Origin of the sequence: Streptomyces sp. DSM 40750 (assembly GCF_024612035.1) — a bacterium.
GTDB lineage: Bacteria > Actinomycetota > Actinomycetes > Streptomycetales > Streptomycetaceae > Streptomyces.
In genome coordinates, this window is sequence record NZ_CP102513.1 from 1,265,630 (window position 1) to 1,286,508 (window position 20,879).

Below are 20,879 nucleotides of genomic sequence, written 5' to 3' on the forward strand. Positions count from 1 at the left end.
TTCACTGTGGCGGAAAGTCAGCGCGGACCGATCGGGCTCGGTGCCGCGCGATCAGGGAGGCTGCAATGACGCATACCCCGACGCACACTCCGCACAGCCAGCGAGCCGCAGCGAAACCGTGGTACCGGCAGCTGTACGTCCAGGTGCTGTTGGCGATCGTGATCGGAATCGTCCTGGGCTGGCGGTGGCCGGACCTGGCCACGTCCATGGAACCGATCGGCACCACGTTCATCACCGCGATGAAGATGCTGATCGGGCCGATCGTCTTCCTGACGATCGTCGGAGGGATAGCCGGTGTCGCCGACCTGAAGAAGGTCGGGCTGACCGGCATCAAGGCTCTGACGTACTTCCAGATCGGCACCATCGTCGCCATGCTCACCGGGCTCGTGGCGATCAACATCTTCCGCCTCGGCGACGGTGTGCACGCCGACCCCTCCTCGCTCGAAACCTCGGGCGACGCGGGCGAGTACATCGAGAAGGGTGAGCACCAGCACTGGTGGGAGTTCCTGACGAACATCGTGCCGGAAAGCTTCTTCGGGCCGTTCGTGGAGGGCGGCATCCTCCAGGTCATCTTCCTGGCGGTGATCTTCGGCATCGCGTTGAAGATGGTGGGCAAGGCGGGTGAGCCGATCATCGCGGGTGTGGGGCGCCTGACCGAGGTCGTGTTCAAGGTGCTGTCGTTCGTGATGAAGGCCGCGCCGCTCGGCGCCTTCGGCGCGATGTCGTACGCCATCGGAAAGTTCGGCCTGTCCACGCTGACCAGCCTCGGTTCGCTGATCCTGCTCTTCTACGTCACCTCCGCCCTGTTCGTCGTGGTGGTGCTGGGCGGTGTGCTGGCCCTGTACGTGCGGCTGAACATCTTCCAGCTGTTCCGCTACTTCAAGGAGGAGTTCTTCCTCATCCTCGGTACGTCCACGGCCGAGCCGGCACTGCCGGGACTGATGCGCAAGATGCAGTTCATGGGCGTGGAGCGGTCCACAGTCGGTCTGGTGGTACCGACGGGCTACAGCTTCAACCTCGACGGCGCGGCGATCTACCTGTCGCTGGCCACCCTGTACATCGCGCAGGCCACCGACACCCCTCTGTCCGTCACCCAGCAACTCGGTCTCCTCGCCGTGATGTTGCTGGCGTCCAAGGGCGCCGCCGGTGTCGCGGGCGGTGGCTTCATCGCCCTCACGGCCACCCTCTCCACGGTCGGCCACGTTCCCGCGGCGGGCATCATGCTCGTCTTCGGCATCGACAAGTTCATGTCGGAGTGCCGGGCGCTGGTGAACTTCTTCGGCAACGCCGTCGCCACCCTGTTCATCGCCCGCTGGGAGAACAACCTGGACCTCGCCAGGGCACGTGAGGTCCTCGCGGGCAGGGCCGGAGAACCGCCGACCACCACCGAGGCGGAGACGCCCGTGGCCGAGAGCCCCGAGGTGGCCGAAGCGAGTCGTCCGGCCGTCCCGTCACCCGCCGCGCACACCGCGAAAACCGCCGAGGTGGCCCCCTGATGGTGTCCGTACTGATCGCCCCTGACAAGTTCAAGGGCTCCCTCAGCGCCGACGACGTCGCCCGCGCGTTGGAACGGGGGGTACTGCACAGTGCCCCGCACGCGAGCGTCACCCGGCTCGCGTTGGCGGACGGCGGAGAGGGGAGCGTGGCGGCCGCCTGCTCAGGTCGGTTCAGCCCCGAGACGAGCACCGTGACTGGGCCGACCGGGCAGCCCGTCAACGCCACCGTCGCGATGCACGGCCGTACCGTCCTCGTCGAGGCCGCGGGCGTCTGTGGACTCGATGTACTGCCCGACGGGCACAAGGCGCCGCTCACCGCCACCAGTCGCGGTATCGGGCAGGCCGTCCGGTGCGCGCTGGCCGGCGGGGCGGACACGATCGTCCTCGCCCTGGGCGGCGTCGCCACCACGGACGGTGGCGCGGGCCTGCTCCAGGAGCCGGGCGCCGTACTGGCGCGTGAGGACGGCACCCCGATCGGCCCCGGCGGCCGAGGGCTCGGCGAGCTCCACACCGTCGACCTCGCCGAACCCCACGCCATGCTGAGGGGAGTCGATCTCGTCCTCGCCACCGACGTGGACAACCCGCTGCTCGGACCGACGGGCACGGCCACCGTCTACGGCCCGCAGAAGGGCGCGACCACGGACGATGTGCGGGAACTGGAGGCAGCACTCGGCTCCTTCGTACGACGGCTGGAGGCGGCGGGCGTCGTGGACGCGGCCCGTCTCGCCGAAGCGCCCGGCGCCGGGGCGGCCGGTGGACTCGGCTACGCCGGGACGCTGTTGGGCGGCCGGGTGTGCTCCGGCGCGGACTACTTCCTCGCCCTCCTCGGCGCCGACGAGCTGCTGACCGCGAACGAGTTCGTGGTGACGGGCGAGGGGAGCCTCGACGAGCAGTCCCTGTCGGGCAAGCTGCCTGTCGCGCTCGCCCGGCGGGCCCGGCGGCACGGCGCCACGGTGCACGCCGTGGCCGGCCGGTGCACGCTCCCCGCCGAGCGGACCGCCGCGCACTTCCGCTCCGTACAGGCCCTGACCGAACTCACCGACCAGGACTGCGCGAACGACCCCGCCCTGTCCGTGCGGCTCCTCGAACAGTGCGGGCGGACCCTCGCCGCCCGCTGGATCGCGGGCGCGTAGGAGTCGGCCGAGCGCCGGATAGGTTGGCCTCGCCGCAGCAGCCCAGAACGACGCGGGAGGTCACCGTTGGACGCCCGGCAGCTCGAGTACTTCCTGGCCATCGTCGAGCACGGTGGCTTCAGCAAGGCCGCTGCCGTCCTGCATGTGGCCCAGCCCTCGCTCTCCCAGGCCATGGCCAACCTGGAGGCCGACCTCGGGGTGGCCCTCTTCCACCGGGTGGGCCGGGGCGTCGTACTGAGCGAGGCCGGGGCGGAGCTGCTCGAGCCGAGCCGCCGGGTGCTGCGCGACCTGACGGCCGTCCGCGACACCGCCGCCGCGCTCGCCGGGCTGCAGGGGGGCACAGTCGAGGTGGCCACCATGCCCTCACCCGGCATCGAACCGCTCACCACGCTCATCCACCGCTTCGCGGAGCTGCACCCGTCCGTGACGGTGAGCACTCAGGCCGCCTTCACCCCCGACGAGGTTCTCTCCCTCGTGCGCAGCGGCGCATGCGAACTGGGCCTGCTGGGCTCGGCGGGCACCGTGAAGTCGTCCGGCCTGGATGTCCTGCACGTCGAGGACCAGCCGTTCGTGGTCGTCGCCGCGCCCGGCGGGACCTTTGAGGACGGCGTCACGATCCGGCCCGAGGACCTCGCCGGGCACAAGCTCATCGCGTCCCGCACCGGCAGTCTGATGCGCAGCATCGTCGACGACATCACCGCCGGGGGCGCCGGCACCAAGATCGTGACAGTCGTCGATCACCGCACCTCCATCCTCCCCCTGGTCCTCACCGGCGTGGGCGTCGCCGTCCTGCCGTCCTCGTGGACCCGGCTGGCCCGCCGCAGCGGGGCCGTCGTCGCGCCCATCGATTCCACGGCCCACCTGCACGTGGCGATGGTCAGCCTGCCCGCGCACCTCACCCCGGCCGCGGGCGCCTTCCTCGCCCTCGCCGGGTCACTGGCCCAGCGCCGGGCGCGACAAGCGTCAACCGATCGGCCTGGCCTATAGGTCGCATCGGCAGCACGTCTTGGACGCCCCGCGACCACCCTGTGTTGACTCGAACCGACCGCATCACAGCGAGCCGGAGGACATGCACTCATGACGACCACACCCCGCACGTTCCGTATCGCAGCCATCCCTGCCGACGGCGTGGGCAAGGAAGTCGTCGCCGCGGGACGGGCCGTGCTGGACGCCCTGGCCGCCGACTCCCACGGCGCCTTCGCCTTCGACTGGCAGGAGTTCCCCTGGGGCTGCGAGTTCTACGAGCGCACCGGCAAGATGATCGATGACGACGGCCTGGAGCAGCTCAAGGACTTCGACGCGATCTACTTCGGCGCGGTCGGCTGGCCGACCGTCCCCGATCACGTCAGCCTGTGGGGCCTGCGCCTGAAGATCTGCCAGAGCTTCGACCAGTGGGCCAACGTCCGGCCCGTGCACTTCCTGCCCGGCGTCCAGAGCCCGCTGCGCAAGGCCGACGACACGGAGCTGGACTGGGTGGTCGTCCGCGAGAACAGCGAGGGCGAGTACGCCGGTCTCGGCGGCCGCAACCTCTCCGGACGCGGACCCGGTGGTGAAGTCGCCGTCCAGTCGGCCCTGTTCACCGAGGTCGGCTGCGAACGCGTCATGCGGTTCGCCTTCGACCTGGCCCGCACCCGGGCCCACAGGAAGGTCTCCTCCGTCACCAAGAGCAACGCCCAGCAGTACGGCATGGTCCTGTGGGACGACGTCTTCAAGCGCGTCGCCCTCGATTACCCGGACGTGGAGACCGAGAGTGTCCTGGTCGACGCGATGTCCGCGAAGTTCGTACTGAAGCCGGAGGAACTCTCCGTCGTCGTCGCCTCCAACCTCAACGCCGACATCCTCTCCGACCTCGGCAGCGCTCTCGCCGGCAGCCTCGGCCTCGCCGCCAGCGCCAACCTCAACCCCGAGCGCCGCTTCCCCAGCATGTTCGAGCCGGTCCACGGCTCCGCCCCGGACATCGCGGGCCAGGGCCTGGCCAACCCGATCGGCGCGGTCGGCAGCGCGGCGCTGATGCTGGACCACTTCGGCCTCCCCGACCATGCGGCCCGCCTGCACAAGGCGATCGAGGCGACAACGGGCGCCGGCATCCTCACTCGCGACGTCGGCGGCACCGCCTCCACCGAGGAGGTCACGAAGGCACTCATCGACGCGCTGAACACCTGACGGTGGTGGGTTGGCGCCGCCTCGCACGACGGGCGTCATCCCCAAGGGGCGCCCTGCTGGGCAGAGCCGCCGGCGTGCGGTGTCGCCGTGGGACACGTCGGGGTCGCACCGGGGTCGCACCGGGGAAAATATCTGACGCGTCAGATACTGTTTGCTCTGCCGTCGGCCGTCCAGGACGAATGGGCCGCCCGGGCCGCACGGCGTCCGTGCCCCTCGGGGCACTCTTCCTCTCACTCAGAAAGGTTTCTCCCCCACATGACCAGCCTTCCCAGCCGTCGCCGCCTGCTCGCCACCGGAGCGGGTGCCGCTCTCGGCATCGGCGCGTTAGCCGCCACCACTTCCCCGGCCACGGCCTCCACCAGCCCCACCGCGACGGGAGGCAAGGAAGAGACGAGGTCGCTCGACGAGCTCTACCAGGCCGCCCTCGCCGAGGGCGGGAAGCTCGTGATCTACGCGGGCGGGGATGTCTCGTCCCAGGCGGACGGCCTGCGCAACGGTTTCAAGAGCCGCTTCCCCGAGATCGACCTGACGGTCGTCGTCGATTACAGCAAGTTCCACGACGTCCGGGTGGACAACCAGTTCGCGACCGACACGCTCGTGCCCGACGTCGTACAGCTGCAGACCGTGCAGGACTTCGTGCGCTGGAAGGAGCAGGGCCGCCTGCTCCCCTACAAGCCGGCCGGCTACTCCAAGGTCTACGCCCCCTTCAAAGACCCGCACGGTGCCTGGGTCGCCGTCCAGGTGAGCGCCTTCAGCTACATGTACGGGCCCGCGGCCGTCGGCTCGGACGCACCCACCAGCCCGCTCGATCTCGTCGACGCCAAGTGGAAGGGGAAGATAGCTTCGTCCTACCCGCACGACGACGACGCGTCCCTCTACCTCTACGCGCTATACGTGAAGAAGTACGGCTGGGACTGGCTGGCCCGGCTGGCCGCCCAGGACGTGCAGTTCGCCCGCGGCAGCTACACCCCCAGAGACGCCGTCACCAGCGGGCAGAAGGCGATCGGCGTCGGCGGCTCCGGCTCGGCCCTGGCCACCGGGCCCGTCAAGTGGGTGCTCCCCGACGAGGCGACGCCGTTCATGTCCTGGGGACAGCGGGCAGCGATCCTGAAGCAGGCCAAGCACCCGGCCGCCGCCAAGCTCTTCCTCAACTGGCGGCTGTCCACCGAGCAGCAGCAAGCCGCCACCAACGGCTGGTCGGTCCGCACCGACGTCACCCCGCCGACGGGTCTGAAGCCCATCTGGCAGTACCCCAACGGCAACCTCGACGGCTTCCCCCGCTTCATGGCCGACCGCGCCGCGATCGAGCGCTGGAAGCAGACGTTCGCCCTGTACTTCGGCGAGGTCAAGGGGGACCCCTCGCCGGGCCGGCTGGGCCTCCACCCCGGAGCCTGACATCCCGGCAGTGATCCGGGCCTCGGCCGTTCCCCGGCAGGGGGACGGCCGAGGCCCGGACACGGTGTAGGCGTGGGCGGCAGGCCGGACGTTGGTCTTCCCTGCCTTTCGTCCGCTCAGTTGATGCGGACGATCTTCCAGAGCTGGTCGTCGTTGCTCACGTCGTTCCACTGGACGACCGGAGCGCCGTTGCTCGTGGAGGACTGGGCGACGCCGGCGTGGAAGCCGCTGTTGACGTTCTTGAGTTCGTAGTAGCCGTCGCCCGCCTCGACGAGCGTCCATTTCTGTGAGTCGGCGGTGGAGGGGGTGTTCTGGACGACGGCGGCTCCGGCGGTGGTGGATCCGTCACGGATGCCCAGGTTGAGGCTGCTGTTGACGTTCTTGATGGTCCAGGCTCCGTTGCCGGCGGACTGGAAGGTGAACAGCTGGCAGGAACAGGCGGAGTTCTGCCACTGGTTGGCGGCCGTGCCGGTGGTGGTGGAGCTCTGGGGGATGTCCAGGTACTTGCCGCTGTTCTTGTTGACGAGGACGTACTGCCCGGTGCCCAGGGGCGGCAGGGCGGTCTGGGTGAAGTCCCAGCGCTGGCAGGCGCAACTGGTGCCGCTCCACTGGACGGCGGTGGTGCCGGTGGCGGTGGAGGCGTTCGGTATCTCCAGGTACTTGCCGGTGACCCGGTTGGTGATGGTGTAGCCGCCGGCGGGGTGCGGGGCGACGGCCCATTCGTGGTCGAGGGTGCCGTTGTCGTCCCACTGCAGGATCCTGGCGCCGTTGGCGGTGGACTGGTTCTCCACGCCCAGGACCTTGCCGGTGGCCACGTTGAAGATCTTGAAGTAGCCGGACGGCTGCTGGACGAAGCGCCACCGCTGATCGGTGGCACTGGTGGCCGTCTGCTGGGTCGCGCCGGTGCCGTTGGTGGTGGAACCGCCCGCGATGGTGAGCCTCAGGTCACTGTTCGCGTTGGACAGGGTGTAGGTGGCACCGCCGGAGATCCCCCCGCCCAGGTCGATGGTGCTGTACGTGACCGGGTTGACGCCGGTGCTCCGCCCACTCCCCCCGCTGAGCACCAGCAGGCTGTGGCCGTCGGTCAGCGGGAGCATGCCCCGGCTGTACCCGCCGGCGACATTGGAGTTGATGCGTGTCCAGGTGTTCGCGGCGCCGTTCTGGGTGTTGAGGAACAGGTCGCTCGTGCTGTAGGCGCCGACGACGAGGGTGCCGTTCGGACCGCCGGTGGGCAGCCAGGTGATGTAGGGAGTGCTGGTGGGAACCAGACCGTCCGTCGACCGCAGTGGAATGCCCGTGACGGAGTCGAACGCCTCCGGGTCGGAGGAGATCTTGTAGTAGACGGCGAAATTACCCGCGGGGGAACCCCCGTACTCGTACGTCATGACGTAGTTCCCGTTGGGCAGCTTCGCGACGGTGGCCATGCCGGGGCGCTGGCTGTAGGTCGGCATCGCCACGTCGTCCACGACCGGGCCCCAGTTGCGGAGGTCCGTGGAGACCTGGTGGACGATCTTCTGGCCGTGGTCGGGGTCGCGCTGGTCGGAGTAGTAGACGATCAGCTTGCCGCCGGAGACGAGGAAGAACGGCTCCCACACGGGAGTGTTGCCATTGCCGTTCTGGTCGAATGCCGGGCCGCCGGTGGCGATGTTGCTGACGAAGCTCCAGGTCTGTCCGCGGTCGGTGCTGGCATAGACATCGATCTTGATGGCTGAGCGGTCGGCGGGGACGGAGGCTCCGGCGGCGAGGACGGTTCCCGCGGGGAAGCCGCCCATCGCCGTGGGCAGTTCGAACAGCTCGGGCTGCCAGCGCATGCCCCAGCCGTTCTGGGTGTCGGCGACCTCGGAGATCTTCGTCCAGGAGTTGCCGTTGTCGGTACTGCGGTAGATCGGGAAGACCGGTGTGCCGGAGGTGTACTGCTCGAAGGTGGCGAGCATCGTGCCGTTGGCCGAGCCGTTGTACTGCAGACGCATCGCCCGCGGATAGTACGAACCGGGTGAGGGCGCGTTCGACGGCGGCGTGTACATCGTCTGCGACGGGCGAGACAGGGCGTCCGCCCGGCCGGCAGCCGGCAGAACCAGCGTCGCCACCGCGGCGAGCAGGGCGAGCACCAACGTCAGAAGGAGGAGAGGACGGGAACGCGGAGCGGCGCCGGGTCTGGCGCCTGTCTGCGCAGGGGACATTGCGGCTCCCGGGGGAAGGGATGGGGATGTGTTTCGCTGCCCGCCGCGCACCGGAGTGATCCCGGCGTGGAACGGCGGAGTAGAGGGGTGACGCCAACCGGCGCGGCAGCGCGGACGGCGTCCGGGTGGCAAGGGAGTTGCGCGACGAGGCAGCAGCTCAGGTGGTGCTGAGTACCGTCCGGCCCCGGTGGGAGGGCGGGGGTGCGGTCGAGCCCCGGACGACGAGTTCGACCGGTAGCTCGCTCACCGGAGGAAGATCGCCGGTCGGCTCCTCGATGGTGTGTACCAGGAGCCTGATCCCTTCCCGTGCGGCGGCGTCGAAGGGCTGACGCACGGTGGTCAGGGGAGGACTGACGTAGGCGAAGACGGGGTTGCCGTCGAAGCCCACGACGCTGATGTCCTCCGGCACCCGGCGGCCGCTTTCCCGCAGGGCGTGGATCAGACCGATCGCCATCTCGTCGCCCGCCGCGAACACCGCCGTCACCGAGGTGTCCGAGGCCAGCTCACGGCCTGCCGCGTAGCCGGAGTCGGGTGACCAGTCCCCCTGGATCAGAGGGGGTTCGTGCGCACCCCGTTCCGCCAACGCCATGCGCCAGCCCTCGATACGGTCCTGGGAGGCGTACCAGCGTTGCGGACCGGCGAGGTGGTGAACGGTCGTATGGCCCAGATCCAGCAGGTGATCGGTGGCTGCCCGCGCCAGTGCGTGAGCACCTACGCCCACACTCAGGGTCCGGGCCGAGCTGAAGGCCGGCGGTGCGCCCAGGAAGAGAACGGGCACGTCGATCACGACGGGCACCTCTCCTTCCACGATGGGCTCGGATACGACGATGCCGTCGACTCCCTGCTCAAGGAGCGACATCACGGCGCCGGCGATGCCTTCGGGGTCACCGTCCACGGTGTTGACCACACGTAGCGCGTAACCGGCGTCCCGTACGGCCCTCTCGATACCCACGAGGAGCGAGGCCGTTCCGTATCCGGCCGTTCCCAGGGCGACCACACCGATCGAACGATTTCTGCCCGAGGCCAGTGCCCTGGCCGCGTGGTTCAGTCGGTAGCCGAGTTCCTCCGCGGCTCGGAGGACGCGTCGACGGGCCTCGTCGGAGACGTACGGCTCGTTGTTGAGGACCCGCGACACCGTCTTGCGTGAAACGCCGGCCACCCGGGCGACGTCCGCGCTGCGCGGGGCGGGGGAACCCGCGCCACGCCCCACCACTGGTGTCATGAGAACTCCCGACGAGTGTGACCATCGAACGAGGTCAACCATATGACCGCGCGGTCACTGACCGCGCGGTCATGTCTACGTAGCCGAAGCTCCCGCGTCAAGAGCACGCACAGCATTTCTTGCGTCGACCGGGCGGACGACTCCGACAGGGGCAGCTTGCTCGACGCGTATTCCACGGAGTCTTGACAGCGGACCCTCAGAAAGTTCACTCTTCGACGCGTCAACCGATCAGGTTTGTTCGATCGCGTTTGTTTCTGGTCGTATAAGCGACCGCTTCCCGTCATGCCCCTGGAGCCGACGTGCCACGCCCGGGCGGTGACAGCCCCTCAGGAGCCGAAATGCACCCTTCATCCCTAGGTCAGTCCATGCCTGGTACCAGCCGCCGCGCCGTGCTGCGCGGACTCGGCGGGGCCGCTCTGCTCGGTGCCGGCATACCGCTGCTCTCCGCGTGCGGCGGCAGCGGCACCTCGTCCGACCCGAAGACCGTCACCCTCGGCTCCAACGCGTCCGACGCGGTGCCGAAGAAGGCGTTCGCCGGCGTCTACGCGGCCTTCGAGAAGGAGTCCGGGATCACGGTCGACGTGAACACCAAGGACCACAACACCTTCCAGGAGCAGATCAACTCCTACCTCCAGGGCACACCGGACGACGTGTTCAACTGGTTCGCCGGCTACCGCATGCAGTTCTTCGCGGCCAAGGGCCTCGCCGACCCGATCGACGACGTGTGGGAGAAGATCGGGGGCAACTTCCCCGACGCGATGAAGAAGCTCAGCAAGGGCGAGGACGGCAAGTACTACTTCGTGCCGCTGACGACGTACCCGTGGGCGGTCTTCTACCGGAAGAGCGTGTTCGCACAGTACGGCTACCAAGTTCCCACCACGTGGGACCAGTTGGTCGCCCTGTGCAAGCAGATGAAGAAGGACAAGCTCGTCCCGATCGCCTTCGGCGACAAGGACGCCTGGCCGGCGATGGGCACCTTCGACCAGATCAACTTCCGTACCAACGGCTACGACTTCCACGTCGAGCTGATGGCGGGCAAGGCGTCCTGGACCGACGCCAAGGTGAAGGCCGCCTTCGATCACTGGGCCGAGTTGTTGCCGTACCACCAGGAGGGCTCCCTCGGCCGTACCTGGCAGGACGCGGCGCAGACGCTGGTGTCGAAGAAGGCGGGCATGTATCTGCTGGGCACGTTCGTGGCACAGCAGTTCACGAACAAGGCCGACCTGGACGACCTGGACTTCTTCGCCTTCCCGGAGATCGACCCGGCGTACGGCCAAGACACCGTCGAGGCCCCCACTGACGGCTTCATGATGAGCAAGGCCCCGAAGAACAGGGCGGGCGCCGTGAAACTGTTGGAGTACTTGGGCACCCCGGCCGCCGAGGAGCTCTACCTCAAGGCCGACCCGAGCGTCGTGGCCGCCTCCAGGAAGGCCGACACCGCCGCCTACTCGACGTTGCAGAAGAAGGCGTTCGAGATGATCGCCGGGGCCGAGAGCCTCACCCAGTTCATGGACCGCGACAGCCGCCCGGACTTCACCTCGACGGTGATGCAGCCGGCGCTGCAGAAGTTCGTCCGCGACCCCAAGGGCGTCGACAGCCTGCTCTCGTCCATCGAGCGCCAGAAGAAGACCATCTTCGCCTCCTCATGAACACAGACACTCTCGTGAAGTCCCCGGAGGTGGCCGCCGAGCCGTCCAGGGGCGCGTCCTCGAACGGCCGGGTCCCTCAGGGGCACCGGCGGCTCCTCACCCGTCGGGACAGGCTCACGCTGGGCCTGATGGCGGGTCTGCCGACGATCCTGCACGTCGCCCTCGTCTGGGTGACGGCGCTGGCCTCGATCGCGCTGGCCTTCACCACCTGGGACGGCATCGGCTTCGACGCCATCACCTGGGTCGGGTTCGACAACTTCAAGGAACTGTTCACCAACAACCCGCAGTTCTGGCCCGCCGTCCAGCACAACATCATCTGGTTCGTGGCGCTCATCCTGATCCCCACACCGCTGGGCCTGCTCCTGGCCGTGCAGCTGGACAAGCAGATCCGCTTCTCCCGCGTCTACCAGACGGCCTTCTTCCTGCCCGTCGTGATGTCACTCGCGGTCATCGGCTTCGTCTGGCAGCTGATCTACAACCCCGACACCGGCCTCATCAACAGCCTGATCGGCGCCAACGAACCGGGCCACTACATCGACTGGATCGGCGACCCCGACCTCAACCTCTGGGCCATCCTCATCGCCGCCTCCTGGCGCCACGCCGGCTACATGATGATCCTCTACCTCGCCGGCCTCAAGGGCGTCGACCCCTCCCTGCGGGAAGCCTCCGCCCTCGACGGCGCCAACGAGTGGCAGACGTTCAAGAACGTCATCTTCCCCACCCTGCGCCCCACCAACACCGTCGTCCTGGTCGTCACCATCATCGAGGCCCTGCGCGCCTTCGACCTCGTCTTCGTCTTCAACAAGGGCGCCGAGGGCACCGAACTGCTCTCCATCCTCGTCACCAACAACATCATCGGAGAGTCCAGCCGTATCGGATACGGCTCCGCCATCGCCGTCGTCCTCCTGGTGATCTCCCTCGCCGTGATCATCCCCTACCTGATCGCGACCTTCCGGAAGGAGCGGCAAGCGTGAGCACCCTCGACACCACCACCACCACCGCCGCGAGCGCGCCGGCCACACAGCGCACCCCCGTCCGCCCCGCCCGGATCCTCCTGCACCTCTTCCTCGCCGGCGCCGCCCTGGCCTGGCTGGCCCCCCTGCTGTGGGCCCTGTACGCCGCCATGCGCCCCTACGGCGAAACCAGCGACAAGGGCTACGTCTCCTGGCCCGACAAGCTCAGCTTCGAGAACTTCACGAACGCGTTCACCCAGTCGGAGATGACGCACTACTTCGTGAACACCCTCATCATCGCCGTCCCCGCGGTACTGCTCACCCTGTTCCTGTCCTCGATGGTGGCGTTCTACGTCAGCCGCTTCGACTTCCGGATCAACCTCTTCCTCCTGCTGGTCTTCACCGCCGGCAACCTGCTCCCCCAGCAGGTCATCATCACCCCCCTGTACCGCCTGTACCTGCTCATCGACATCCCCGGCATCACCATGAGCGGCAAGCTGTACGACTCCGCCCTCGGCCTGGTCCTCATCCACGTGGCCTTCCAGTCCGGCTTCTGCGCCTTCGTCCTCAGCAACTACATGCGCTCCCTGCCCCACGAACTGACCGAGGCCGCCCTCGTCGACGGCGCCTCCGTCTGGCGCCTGTACTGGCAGATCGTGCTGCCCCTGTGCAAGCCCGCCATGGCCGCCCTGGCCACCCTGCTCTCCATCTGGATCTACAACGACTTCTTCTGGGCCCTCGTCCTGATCTCCACCGGCGAGAACATGCCCATCACCTCCGCCCTGAACAACCTCTCCGGCCAGTACTTCACCGACCCCAACCTCGTCGCCGCCGGCGCCCTCCTCACCGCCATCCCCACCCTGATCGTCTACTTCGCACTCCAGCGACAGTTCGTCAGCGGCCTCACCCTGGGCGCCAACAAGGGCTGACACACCGCACACCGCCCCTCCCCTACACCTCCCGGAGCACCACCAGTGAGTACCGCACGCCGCCTTCGTCTTCCTGGCATCGCCTACGGAGGCGACTACAACCCCGAGCAGTGGCCCGAGGAGGTCTGGGCCGAGGACATGCGCCTGATGCGCGAGGCCGGGGTGAACATGGTCAGCGTCGGCATCTTCTCCTGGGCCCTGCTCGAACCGTCCGAGGGCGTCCACGACTTCACGAAGATGGACCGCGTCCTCGATCTGCTCCACGAGAACGGCATCGCCGCCGACCTGGCCACCCCCACCGCCGCCCCGCCCGCCTGGTTCTTCAAGGCACACCCGGAAGCACTGCCGGTCGACAAGGACGGCCGCACCCTCTCGTACGGCAGCCGCCAGACCTTCTGCCCGTCCAGCCCCGCCTACCGCAGAGCAGCACTGCGTATCGCAGAAGTCCTCGCCGAGCGCTACGCCGCCCACCCGGCCCTGGCCATGTGGCACGTCCACAACGAGTACGGCTGCCACAACGCCGAGTGTTACTGCGACACCAGCGCCGCCGCCTTCCGCACCTGGCTCCGCGCCCGCTACGACGACGACCTTGACGCCCTCAACCACGCCTGGGGCACCACCTTCTGGAGCCAGTGGTACTACGACTGGGACCAGATCCTGCCGCCCCGCGCCACCGGCGCCGTCCCCAACCCCACCCACCGGCTGGACTGGCGCCGGTTCTGCTCCGACGAACTGCTCTCGCTGTGCACCGCCGAACGCGAGGTGCTGCGCCGGGCCGCTCCGGACATCCCCGCGACCACCAACCTCATGGTCCTGCGCACCTTCGACGCCCTCGACTACTGGCGCTGGGCGCCCGAGCTGGACATCCTCTCCAACGACCACTATCTGATGTCCGACGACCCGGAGGCGGAACTCGACATCGCCCTCAGCGGCGACCTGATGAGGTCGCTCGCCGGCGGCCCGTGGTTCCTCATGGAGCATTCGACCGGCGCCGTCAACTGGCAGCCGGTCAACCGTGCCAAGGGACCGGGAGAGATGCGGCGCAACGCCCTCGCGCATGTGGCCCGTGGCGCGGACGGCATCGCGTTCTTCCAGTGGCGCGCGGCGAAGGCCGGCGCCGAGCAGTGGCACTCGGCGATGCTGCCGCACGCGGGCACGGACAGCCGGATCTGGCGGGACGTCGTCCAACTGGGCTCGGACTTGAAGGCTTTGGCCGAGGTACGGGACTCCACCAGCACGGCCCGGGTGGCGATCGTATGGGACTGGGACGCCCGGTGGGCCCTTGAACTCCCGTCCCAGCCCAGCGGCGAGCTGCGCTACCAGGACCTGGTGCGCGACTGGTACACCCCCCTGTGGCGAGCCGGCATCGCCGTCGACTTCGTACGCCCCGACGACCCCGGGCTCGACCGCTACCGGCTCGTCCTCGTGCCGTCGCTGTACCTGGTGACGGAGGCGGCCGCCGCGAACATCGCCCGGTTCACCGAAGGTGGGGGGACGCTGGCCGTCGGCTTCCACAGCGGCATGGTCGACGAGCACGGTCACGTGTTCCTCGGCGGCTACCCCGGTGCGTTCCGCGAGGTCCTCGGAGTGGTCGCCGACGAGCTCTTCCCCCTGCTGCCCGGAGAGAGGACCGGCCTGGCCGGCGACGTGCCTCCGGGTGCCACGGCCGACCTGTGGTCGGAACGGGTCCGGCTCACCGGCGCCCGGGCCGTCGCCTCCTACGCCGACGGCCCACTCGCCGGCATTCCCGCCGTCACCCGCCACCGCCACGGCAGCGGAACCGCCTGGTACCTGGCCACCCACCCCGACCCCGACACGCTCGCCGCCCTCCTCCACCGCATCACCCGGGAAGCCGACGTCACACCCGAGCACCAGGCCCCCGCCGGCATCGAGGCCGTCCGGCGCCGCGGCGCGGAGGCCGACTACCTGTTCCTCATCGACCACACCGGAAAGGGGGCCGAAGCGCCCGCCGAGGGCGTCGAACTCCTCACCGGCACACCGATCACCGGAACCGTCACGGTCCCACCGGGAGGAGTCGCCGTCGTCCGCGAACCACGCTGACCCGGATGCCGCGGTGACCGGTCCGGCAGCGGTACGACAGCATGGCGTCCTCGTGCATGTCAGCGCCGGCCCCGCCAGGAGCAGGCCGCCGTTCCCCTGACCGGTACCGGGACGCTGAGCACCGCGCCTGAGGTCGTGGTCGGGCGCTTCACCCCGTATCGGGCCGTCGTCACGAAGAGGCGATTGCCGTCGGGGTGCAGGCACACCGAGGTGGGGTGCGGGGCGGGGACGGCCAGGGTACGGAGGAGGGGGCCGTCGGGGTGGTACCGGCGGATCGCACCGGCTCCCCACAGCGCGACCCACAGGCAGCCCTCCTCGTCGACCGTCATTCCGTCGGGGCTGCCTTCGCCGTCACGCAGTTGGGCGAAGGTTTCCGGGACACCGGAGAGGTCGCCCGAGGCGGGGTCGACCCGGCAGCGGAGGATGGTGCCGGCGGCCGTGTCGGCGAGGTACATGGTCGTGCCGTCGGCGGTGAAGGCCGGGCCGTTGGCGATGGTCAGGCCGTCGAGGACACGTACGACCGTGCCGTCGGGGTCGGTTCGGTAGAGGGAGCCCGCGCCGGGGGTGCCGTCGTGGGCCATGCTGCCGGCCCAGAAGCGTCCGGCGGGGTCCGCGACACCGTCGTTCATCCGGCTGGGGACCGGGGTGCGGTCCTCGGGACGGTCCAGCCATTCCAGTGTGCCGTCGGCCGTGAGCAGCGCGATCCCGGTTCCCGCTGCGGCGATCCACATGTCCGGCCGGTCACCCACCGGGGCGACCGCACCCAACGGTATGTCGAGTCGGGCCAGTTGGCGCGGGGCCGGCTCTGTGTCGTCGTGCAGTTCGAAGAGCCGTCCGCTGAGGATGTCGACGTACACATACCGGCCGTCCGTCCAGCGGCCGCCCTCGGCGAGTTCGTACCCTCCCCCCACCACGACCGTGGCGAGCCCTGCCGTCGATGTCATGTTCCGTCTCCTGGGTCTCAGCGAAGTGTCGTGCCGTCCGGCTGGTCCAACAGGCCGAGTTCGTCCTGCGTCGGCAGGCCCTCCCAGTCGCCTCGGGTGGCGACGGCGAAGGCCGCGGTGGTGACCGCTCGGTGCAGACGGGCGGGTATGTCCGCGCCGCCCAGGAGTCCGGACAGGTATCCGGCCACGAAGGCGTCGCCTGCGCCGACCAGGTCGACGGCGTCGATCTGTCGCGCTGGGCAGTCGCTCGCCCCGTCGACGGTGAAGGCCGTCGCGCCGCGTGCGCCACGCTTGACGACCACCTCTGTGACGCCTTCGGCCAGGACACCGTGCACGGCCTCGGCCTCATCCGCGCCCGGCCGTTCCAGCGCCAGCGGCAGCTCGTCCTCGGAGGCTATGAGCACGTCGGTGTGTGACAGCAGCGGACGTAGGACGGTGCGGGCGCGGTCCGCGGTCCACAGCCGGGAGCGGTAGTTGACGTCGAGGCATACGGTGATGCCGGCGTCGTGAGCGTTGGTGGCGGCGGCCAGGGCGGCCTCGGCCGCTGATGGACCGAGCGCCGGGGTGATGCCGGTCAGATGCAGGATGCGGGTACCGGAGTCGAGCGCGGGCAGCACGTCGGCCGGTGAGACGGCCGAACCGGCCGAACCGGCACGGTAGTAGCTGACGCGGGTCAGAGTGCCCAGGCGGGGTTCGGTCAGCAGCAGTCCCGTGGGCCGGCCGGTGTCGTCGGTCACCGCGTGGCTGGTGTCGATGCCCTCGGCGCGCAGCGTGCGCAGGACCAGCGCGCCGAGTTCGTCCGCGCCGACCCGGCCGGCCCAGCGCACCCGGTGCCCGAGCCGGGCGAGACCGATCGCGACATTGGACTCGGCTCCCGCGACGGACAGGCCGAGACTGCCGCCCAGCCGCAGCGCACCGCCGGCCCGGAGCGCCGCCATCGTCTCGCCGAAGGTCACCACGTCGGGCGGGGCCGGTGTCGTCACGGCGTCTCCCCTGCGGCCACCTTGAGGAACTCCGCTGCGCGGGCGCGGAGTTGGTTCAGGTCGCCGCCGTCGGCCGCGTCACCGACGAGTGGTGAGCCGACGCCGACGGCGATGGCGCCGCGGTCCAGATAGTCGCGGGCCGCCTGCGCGTCCACCCCGCCGACGGGCACGAAGGGAACGTCGGGGAACGGGCCGCGCAGGGCCCGCAGATAGCCGGGGCCGCCGAGGGAGCCGGGGAAGAGTTTGATCGCGTCGGCGCCCCGTGCGAGGGCGCCTTCGATCTCGGTCGGCGTCAGGGCTCCCATCAGCACGGGTATGCCGTACGGTTCCAGCCCGTCGACCAGTGCCGGGGTGACGAGGTACGACGCTCCGGCGTCCATGGCGCGGGCGGCGTCCGCGGCCGAGCGCACGGTTCCGGCGCCGAGCAGCGCCTCCGAGCCCAGTTCGGTGCGCGCCTGCCTGATCACGGTCAGGGCGTCGGCGGTGGTCAGTGAGACCTCGACGGCCGGGATGCCCTCCTCGGCGAGGGTGAGTACGGTGCGCAGTGCCGCGGCGGGATCCGTGCCGCGCACGATCGCCAGCAGGCGGTGGGCTCGGAGCGATTCCACCAGATTCATTGGGAGCGGGCTCTCTTTCGGCGTGAGGTGCGGGGGGGGGCGGTGGCCGTCGGGCCCGAGCGTGGTCACCATTCGGTGAACGCACCGTCTGCTCCCCGCCATACGGGGTTGCGCCAGCGATGTCCGGTCTCTGCCGCGCGGCGTACCGCCTTCTCGTCGATCTCGACGCCGAGACCCGGGCGGGAGTGCGCGACGGCGTAACCGCCGTCGAAACGGAAGGGTTCGGGATCCATCACGTACTCCAGCAGGTCGCACTGCTGGTTGTAGTGGATGCCCATGCTCTGTTCCTGGATGAGGAAGTTCGGTACGGAGAAGGCGATCTGCAGGCTGGCGGCCAGGGCGATCGGGCCGAGGGGGCAGTGGGGGGCCAGGGCGACGTCGTATGTTTCGGCCATGGCCGCGATGCGGCGGACCTCGGAGATGCCGCCGGCGTGCGACAGGTCGGGCTGGGCGACGGCGATGCCGCTGGTCATGACCTCGCGGAAGTCCCAGCGGGAGTAGAGGCGTTCGCCGGTGGCGAGCGGAATGCTCGTGGACTCGGCCAGGCCGCGCAGATGGCCCGAGTGTTCCGGCAGGACGGGTTCCTCGACGAACAGCGGGTGCAGCGGCTCCAGCAGGGGCAGCAGGCGGCGTGACATGGCGGTGGAGGCCCGGCCGTGGAAGTCGACGGCGATGTCCCGCTCGTCGCCCAGCACTTCGCGGACGGCCGCGACGCGTTCGACGACCTGGGCGGTGCGGGCCGGGGTGTCGATCGGGGCGAGTTCGGCCGAGGCGTTCATCTTCACGGCGGTGAAGCCCGCCTTCAGCTGTTCCTCGGCGAGCTCCGCCACGTCGCTCGGGCGGTCTCCGCCGATCCAGGCGTACATCCGGACGCGGTCCCGTACGGGGCCGCCGAGGAGGCGGTGCACCGGGACGCCGTAGGTCTTGCCGGCGATGTCCCACAGGGCCTGGTCGATGCCGGCGACGGCGCTGGAGAGGATGGGGCCGCCCCGGTAGAAGCCGCCCTTGGTGAGCACCTGCCAGTGGTCCTCGATGCGCAGCGGGTCCCGGCCTACGAGGTAGTCGGACAGTTCGTGGACTGCCGCCCGTACGGTCTCGGCGCGGCCCTCGATCACGGGCTCTCCCCAGCCGGTGATGCCCTCGTCGGTGGCGATGCGCAGGAACAGCCAGCGCGGCGCGACGAGAAACGTCTCAAGTCCGGTTATTTTCAAGTAACTTCCTTCGGCAGCGTATCGGTCGCGACGTCGTCGTCCGCCCTCGCCCGTACGGCTGCCAGGTCGTCGGACGCCTGCGCCAGGAGCGACTCGACGGCGGCCACGGCGGCGTCCGGGGCGCCCGCTTCGACCGCGTCCAGCAGTTCCCGGTGCACGGGGATGGAGTCGGAGAAGTGCCGGGCGCCGTGCACGATCCGGTCGCGCACCCGCAGACCGGCCTCGATGACGACCTCCATGCGGCTCAGCAGTTCGTTGTGGGCGGCGTCCAGCAGGGCGCGGTGGAAGGCCAGGTCCGCCTCGACCATCGCGTCCGCGTCCGTGCCCGCCGCCGCCATCGCGTCGAGCGCCTGCCGCATCGCGTCCAGGTCGGCTGCGGTGCGCCGGGTCGCGGCGAGCCGTGCTCCGGCGGGCTCGACTATGGCGCGGACCTCGGCGAGGTCTTCCAGGAAACCGTCGGTGGGAGCGCTGCTGCCCTGCCAGCGCAGCAGGTCGCTGTCGAGCAGGTTCCAGTCGGCGCGGGGCCGGATGGTCGTACCGCGCTTCTGCTTCGACTCCAGCAGACCCTTGGACGCCAGCACGCGCATCGCCTCGCGCACCACGGTCTTGCTGACGCCGAGCTCTGTCTCGAACTTGATCGGGTCCACCACGGAGCCCGGGGGGTAGTCGCCGCGGATGATGCGCCGGCCCAACTCCTCCACGGCCTGGCCGTGCAGCCCCTTACCGGGATGGGTCACCATGTTCTCCGTTTCCGCTCAGTCCTGTTCGGGGAGGCCACGCACGGCCCACCGCATGGTGTGCCCCTCACGAGGACTCCTTCATGACGCTCCATCCTCCATCGACCACGAGGCTCGCTCCGGTCACATAGGAGGCGTCCGGCGATGCCAGGAAGGCTACGGCGGCGGCCACCTCCTCCGGCTGCCCGAACCGCTTGGCCGCCGTGGCCGCCACACTGCGCGCCCGGTCGGACTCCGGGATCCCTTCCCACGCGGCGGTGAGGATGGGGCCGGGCAGCACCGTGTTGACCCGGATGTCCGGCCCGTACTCGACGGCCAACTGCCGCCCCAGGGAGCACAGCGCACCTTTCGCCGCGGCGTATGCGGCATGGCCCGGCAGGCCGATGACCGCGTGCACCGAGGAGGTGAGGACGACGGACCCCGATGTCTCGCGCAGCATGGCCGCGAAGGTCTTCATCGCCCGCCAGGCCGGCTTGAGCAGCACGGCCATCTGGCCGTCCCACTCGGCCTCGCTCAGTTCGTGCGCGGGCCTGTTCAGCTGGGCGAAGGCGTTGCTGTGCAGCACGTCCAGCCGACCGTGACGCTCGTCGACGTGGCGGGCCAGGTGCTCCCAGTCGGCGGCCGAGGTCACGTCGCAGCGCACGTACTCCGCGCGGCCTCCACTGTCCGCGATGCCTGCCGCGACCGCCTTGCCCGCCGTGTCGTCCACGTCCGTGACCACGACGGTCGCGCCCTCGGCCGCGAGTCGGCGAGCCGTGGCCGCACCGATTCCGTGCGCGGCGCCGGTGATCACCGCGACGCGCTCCGCCATCCTGCGACATTCCGTCATCCCGTGCGTCTCCCCATCCGATGCCTGCACCCACCCTACCTCTTTCAATTAATAATGAATATATCTTGACGAGGGGACCGTGGCGCTCCAAGACTGACCGGCATGCGCCGACCTGTGGTCGGAGGTCGTCCTGTCCGAAGGGGCGCGGCCGGTGGCCGACTTCGGCTCCGGGCCGCTGGCCGGGTAGCCGGCTTCCTGCTGAACCACGGTCACGAAGAGGTCGAGGTCAGGTCGCCCGAGCCGATGACCGACGCCCTGGTCCGGGGGACGGCTCCCACCGACCGCGTCACGCCGCCGGGAGCCGGAGTAGCCGTACTGGTCAAGCCGTAGACCAGCGATCGAGCCGCAGACAAACGAACACAAGGGACATGTATGAA

17 protein-coding genes are annotated in these 20,879 nt (G+C 69.5%); 9 read left to right on the top strand and 8 right to left on the bottom strand.

Annotation, left to right across the window (positions count from 1 at the left end):
* Window positions 1-65 precede the first annotated feature (65 nt).
* The 5 genes from dctA to JIX55_RS05920 all read left to right on the top strand — a co-directional run bounded on the left by dctA (window position 66) and on the right by JIX55_RS05920 (window position 6,187).
* Window positions 66-1,496 carry a C4-dicarboxylate transporter DctA gene (gene dctA / locus JIX55_RS05900; RefSeq protein WP_257562164.1) on the top strand — a complete coding sequence of 477 codons (1,431 nt, stop codon included), beginning with the start codon at window positions 66-68 and terminating at the stop codon, window positions 1,494-1,496.
* On the top strand, window positions 1,496-2,629 hold the full coding sequence (locus JIX55_RS05905) for a glycerate kinase (RefSeq protein ID WP_257562165.1): 1,134 nt from the start codon (window positions 1,496-1,498) through the stop codon (window positions 2,627-2,629). Before dctA ends, JIX55_RS05905 begins: the two co-directional genes overlap by 1 nt.
* Before the next feature lie 66 nt (window positions 2,630-2,695).
* The gene (locus JIX55_RS05910; RefSeq protein WP_257562166.1) at window positions 2,696-3,616 is read left to right on the top strand and encodes a LysR family transcriptional regulator; all 921 of its coding nucleotides are present in this window, start codon (window positions 2,696-2,698) and stop codon (window positions 3,614-3,616) included.
* Between the two features lie 90 nt (window positions 3,617-3,706).
* Window positions 3,707-4,792 carry a tartrate dehydrogenase gene (locus JIX55_RS05915; RefSeq protein ID WP_257562167.1) on the top strand — a complete coding sequence of 362 codons (1,086 nt, stop codon included), beginning with the start codon at window positions 3,707-3,709 and terminating at the stop codon, window positions 4,790-4,792.
* Between the two features lie 255 nt (window positions 4,793-5,047).
* Entirely contained in the window at window positions 5,048-6,187 is a 1,140-nt protein-coding gene (locus JIX55_RS05920) for an ABC transporter substrate-binding protein (protein WP_257562168.1), read from the top strand.
* 116 nt (window positions 6,188-6,303) lie between these two features.
* On the opposite strand, the gene JIX55_RS05925 is transcribed toward JIX55_RS05920, so the two are convergent.
* Window positions 6,304-8,367, bottom strand: coding sequence for an RICIN domain-containing protein (locus JIX55_RS05925; RefSeq protein ID WP_257562169.1), 2,064 nt, complete (start codon window positions 8,365-8,367; stop codon window positions 6,304-6,306).
* Between the two features lie 157 nt (window positions 8,368-8,524).
* Window positions 8,525-9,589 (bottom strand): LacI family DNA-binding transcriptional regulator, encoded by a 1,065-nt coding sequence (locus tag JIX55_RS05930; RefSeq protein ID WP_257562170.1) that lies wholly within the window; start codon window positions 9,587-9,589, stop codon window positions 8,525-8,527.
* 338 nt (window positions 9,590-9,927) lie between these two features.
* Here JIX55_RS05930 and JIX55_RS05935 point away from each other — a divergent pair, with 338 nt between their 5' ends.
* Genes JIX55_RS05935 through JIX55_RS05950 form a run of 4 tightly spaced genes read left to right on the top strand, consistent with a single transcriptional unit; the run spans window position 9,928 to window position 15,181 of the window.
* Complete coding sequence (locus tag JIX55_RS05935) at window positions 9,928-11,238, top strand: ABC transporter substrate-binding protein (RefSeq protein WP_257562171.1); 1,311 nt, start codon at window positions 9,928-9,930, stop codon at window positions 11,236-11,238.
* Complete coding sequence (locus tag JIX55_RS05940) at window positions 11,235-12,212, top strand: carbohydrate ABC transporter permease (RefSeq protein WP_257562172.1); 978 nt, start codon at window positions 11,235-11,237, stop codon at window positions 12,210-12,212. The genes JIX55_RS05935 and JIX55_RS05940 overlap by 4 nt, the downstream gene beginning before the upstream one ends.
* Window positions 12,209-13,120, top strand: a complete 912-nt coding sequence (locus tag JIX55_RS05945; RefSeq protein WP_257562173.1) for a carbohydrate ABC transporter permease — start codon at window positions 12,209-12,211, stop codon at window positions 13,118-13,120. Before JIX55_RS05940 ends, JIX55_RS05945 begins: the two co-directional genes overlap by 4 nt.
* 45 nt (window positions 13,121-13,165) lie before the next feature.
* Window positions 13,166-15,181, top strand: a complete 2,016-nt coding sequence (locus JIX55_RS05950) for a beta-galactosidase (RefSeq protein ID WP_257562174.1) — start codon at window positions 13,166-13,168, stop codon at window positions 15,179-15,181.
* A 59-nt stretch (window positions 15,182-15,240) separates the two neighbouring features.
* Here the strand turns inward: JIX55_RS05950 and JIX55_RS05955 are convergent, their stop codons facing one another.
* The 6 genes from JIX55_RS05955 to JIX55_RS05980 all read right to left on the bottom strand — a co-directional run bounded on the left by JIX55_RS05955 (window position 15,241) and on the right by JIX55_RS05980 (window position 20,484).
* Entirely contained in the window at window positions 15,241-16,125 is an 885-nt protein-coding gene (locus JIX55_RS05955; protein WP_257562175.1) for an SMP-30/gluconolactonase/LRE family protein, read from the bottom strand.
* 17 nt (window positions 16,126-16,142) lie between these two features.
* Window positions 16,143-17,108, bottom strand: coding sequence for a sugar kinase (locus JIX55_RS05960; RefSeq protein WP_443046380.1), 966 nt, complete (start codon window positions 17,106-17,108; stop codon window positions 16,143-16,145).
* Window positions 17,105-17,725 (bottom strand): bifunctional 4-hydroxy-2-oxoglutarate aldolase/2-dehydro-3-deoxy-phosphogluconate aldolase, encoded by a 621-nt coding sequence (locus JIX55_RS05965; RefSeq protein WP_257562176.1) that lies wholly within the window; start codon window positions 17,723-17,725, stop codon window positions 17,105-17,107. The genes JIX55_RS05960 and JIX55_RS05965 overlap by 4 nt, the downstream gene beginning before the upstream one ends.
* Window positions 17,726-17,790: 65 nt before the next feature.
* Window positions 17,791-18,936, bottom strand: a complete 1,146-nt coding sequence (gene dgoD / locus JIX55_RS05970) for a galactonate dehydratase (protein ID WP_257562177.1) — start codon at window positions 18,934-18,936, stop codon at window positions 17,791-17,793.
* Window positions 18,933-19,676 (bottom strand): FadR/GntR family transcriptional regulator, encoded by a 744-nt coding sequence (locus JIX55_RS05975; protein ID WP_257562178.1) that lies wholly within the window; start codon window positions 19,674-19,676, stop codon window positions 18,933-18,935. The genes dgoD and JIX55_RS05975 overlap by 4 nt, the downstream gene beginning before the upstream one ends.
* Before the next feature lie 64 nt (window positions 19,677-19,740).
* Window positions 19,741-20,484: an SDR family NAD(P)-dependent oxidoreductase gene (locus tag JIX55_RS05980; protein ID WP_257562179.1), complete on the bottom strand. Its 744-nt coding sequence runs from the start codon at window positions 20,482-20,484 to the stop codon at window positions 19,741-19,743.
* Window positions 20,485-20,879: the final 395 nt, after the last annotated feature.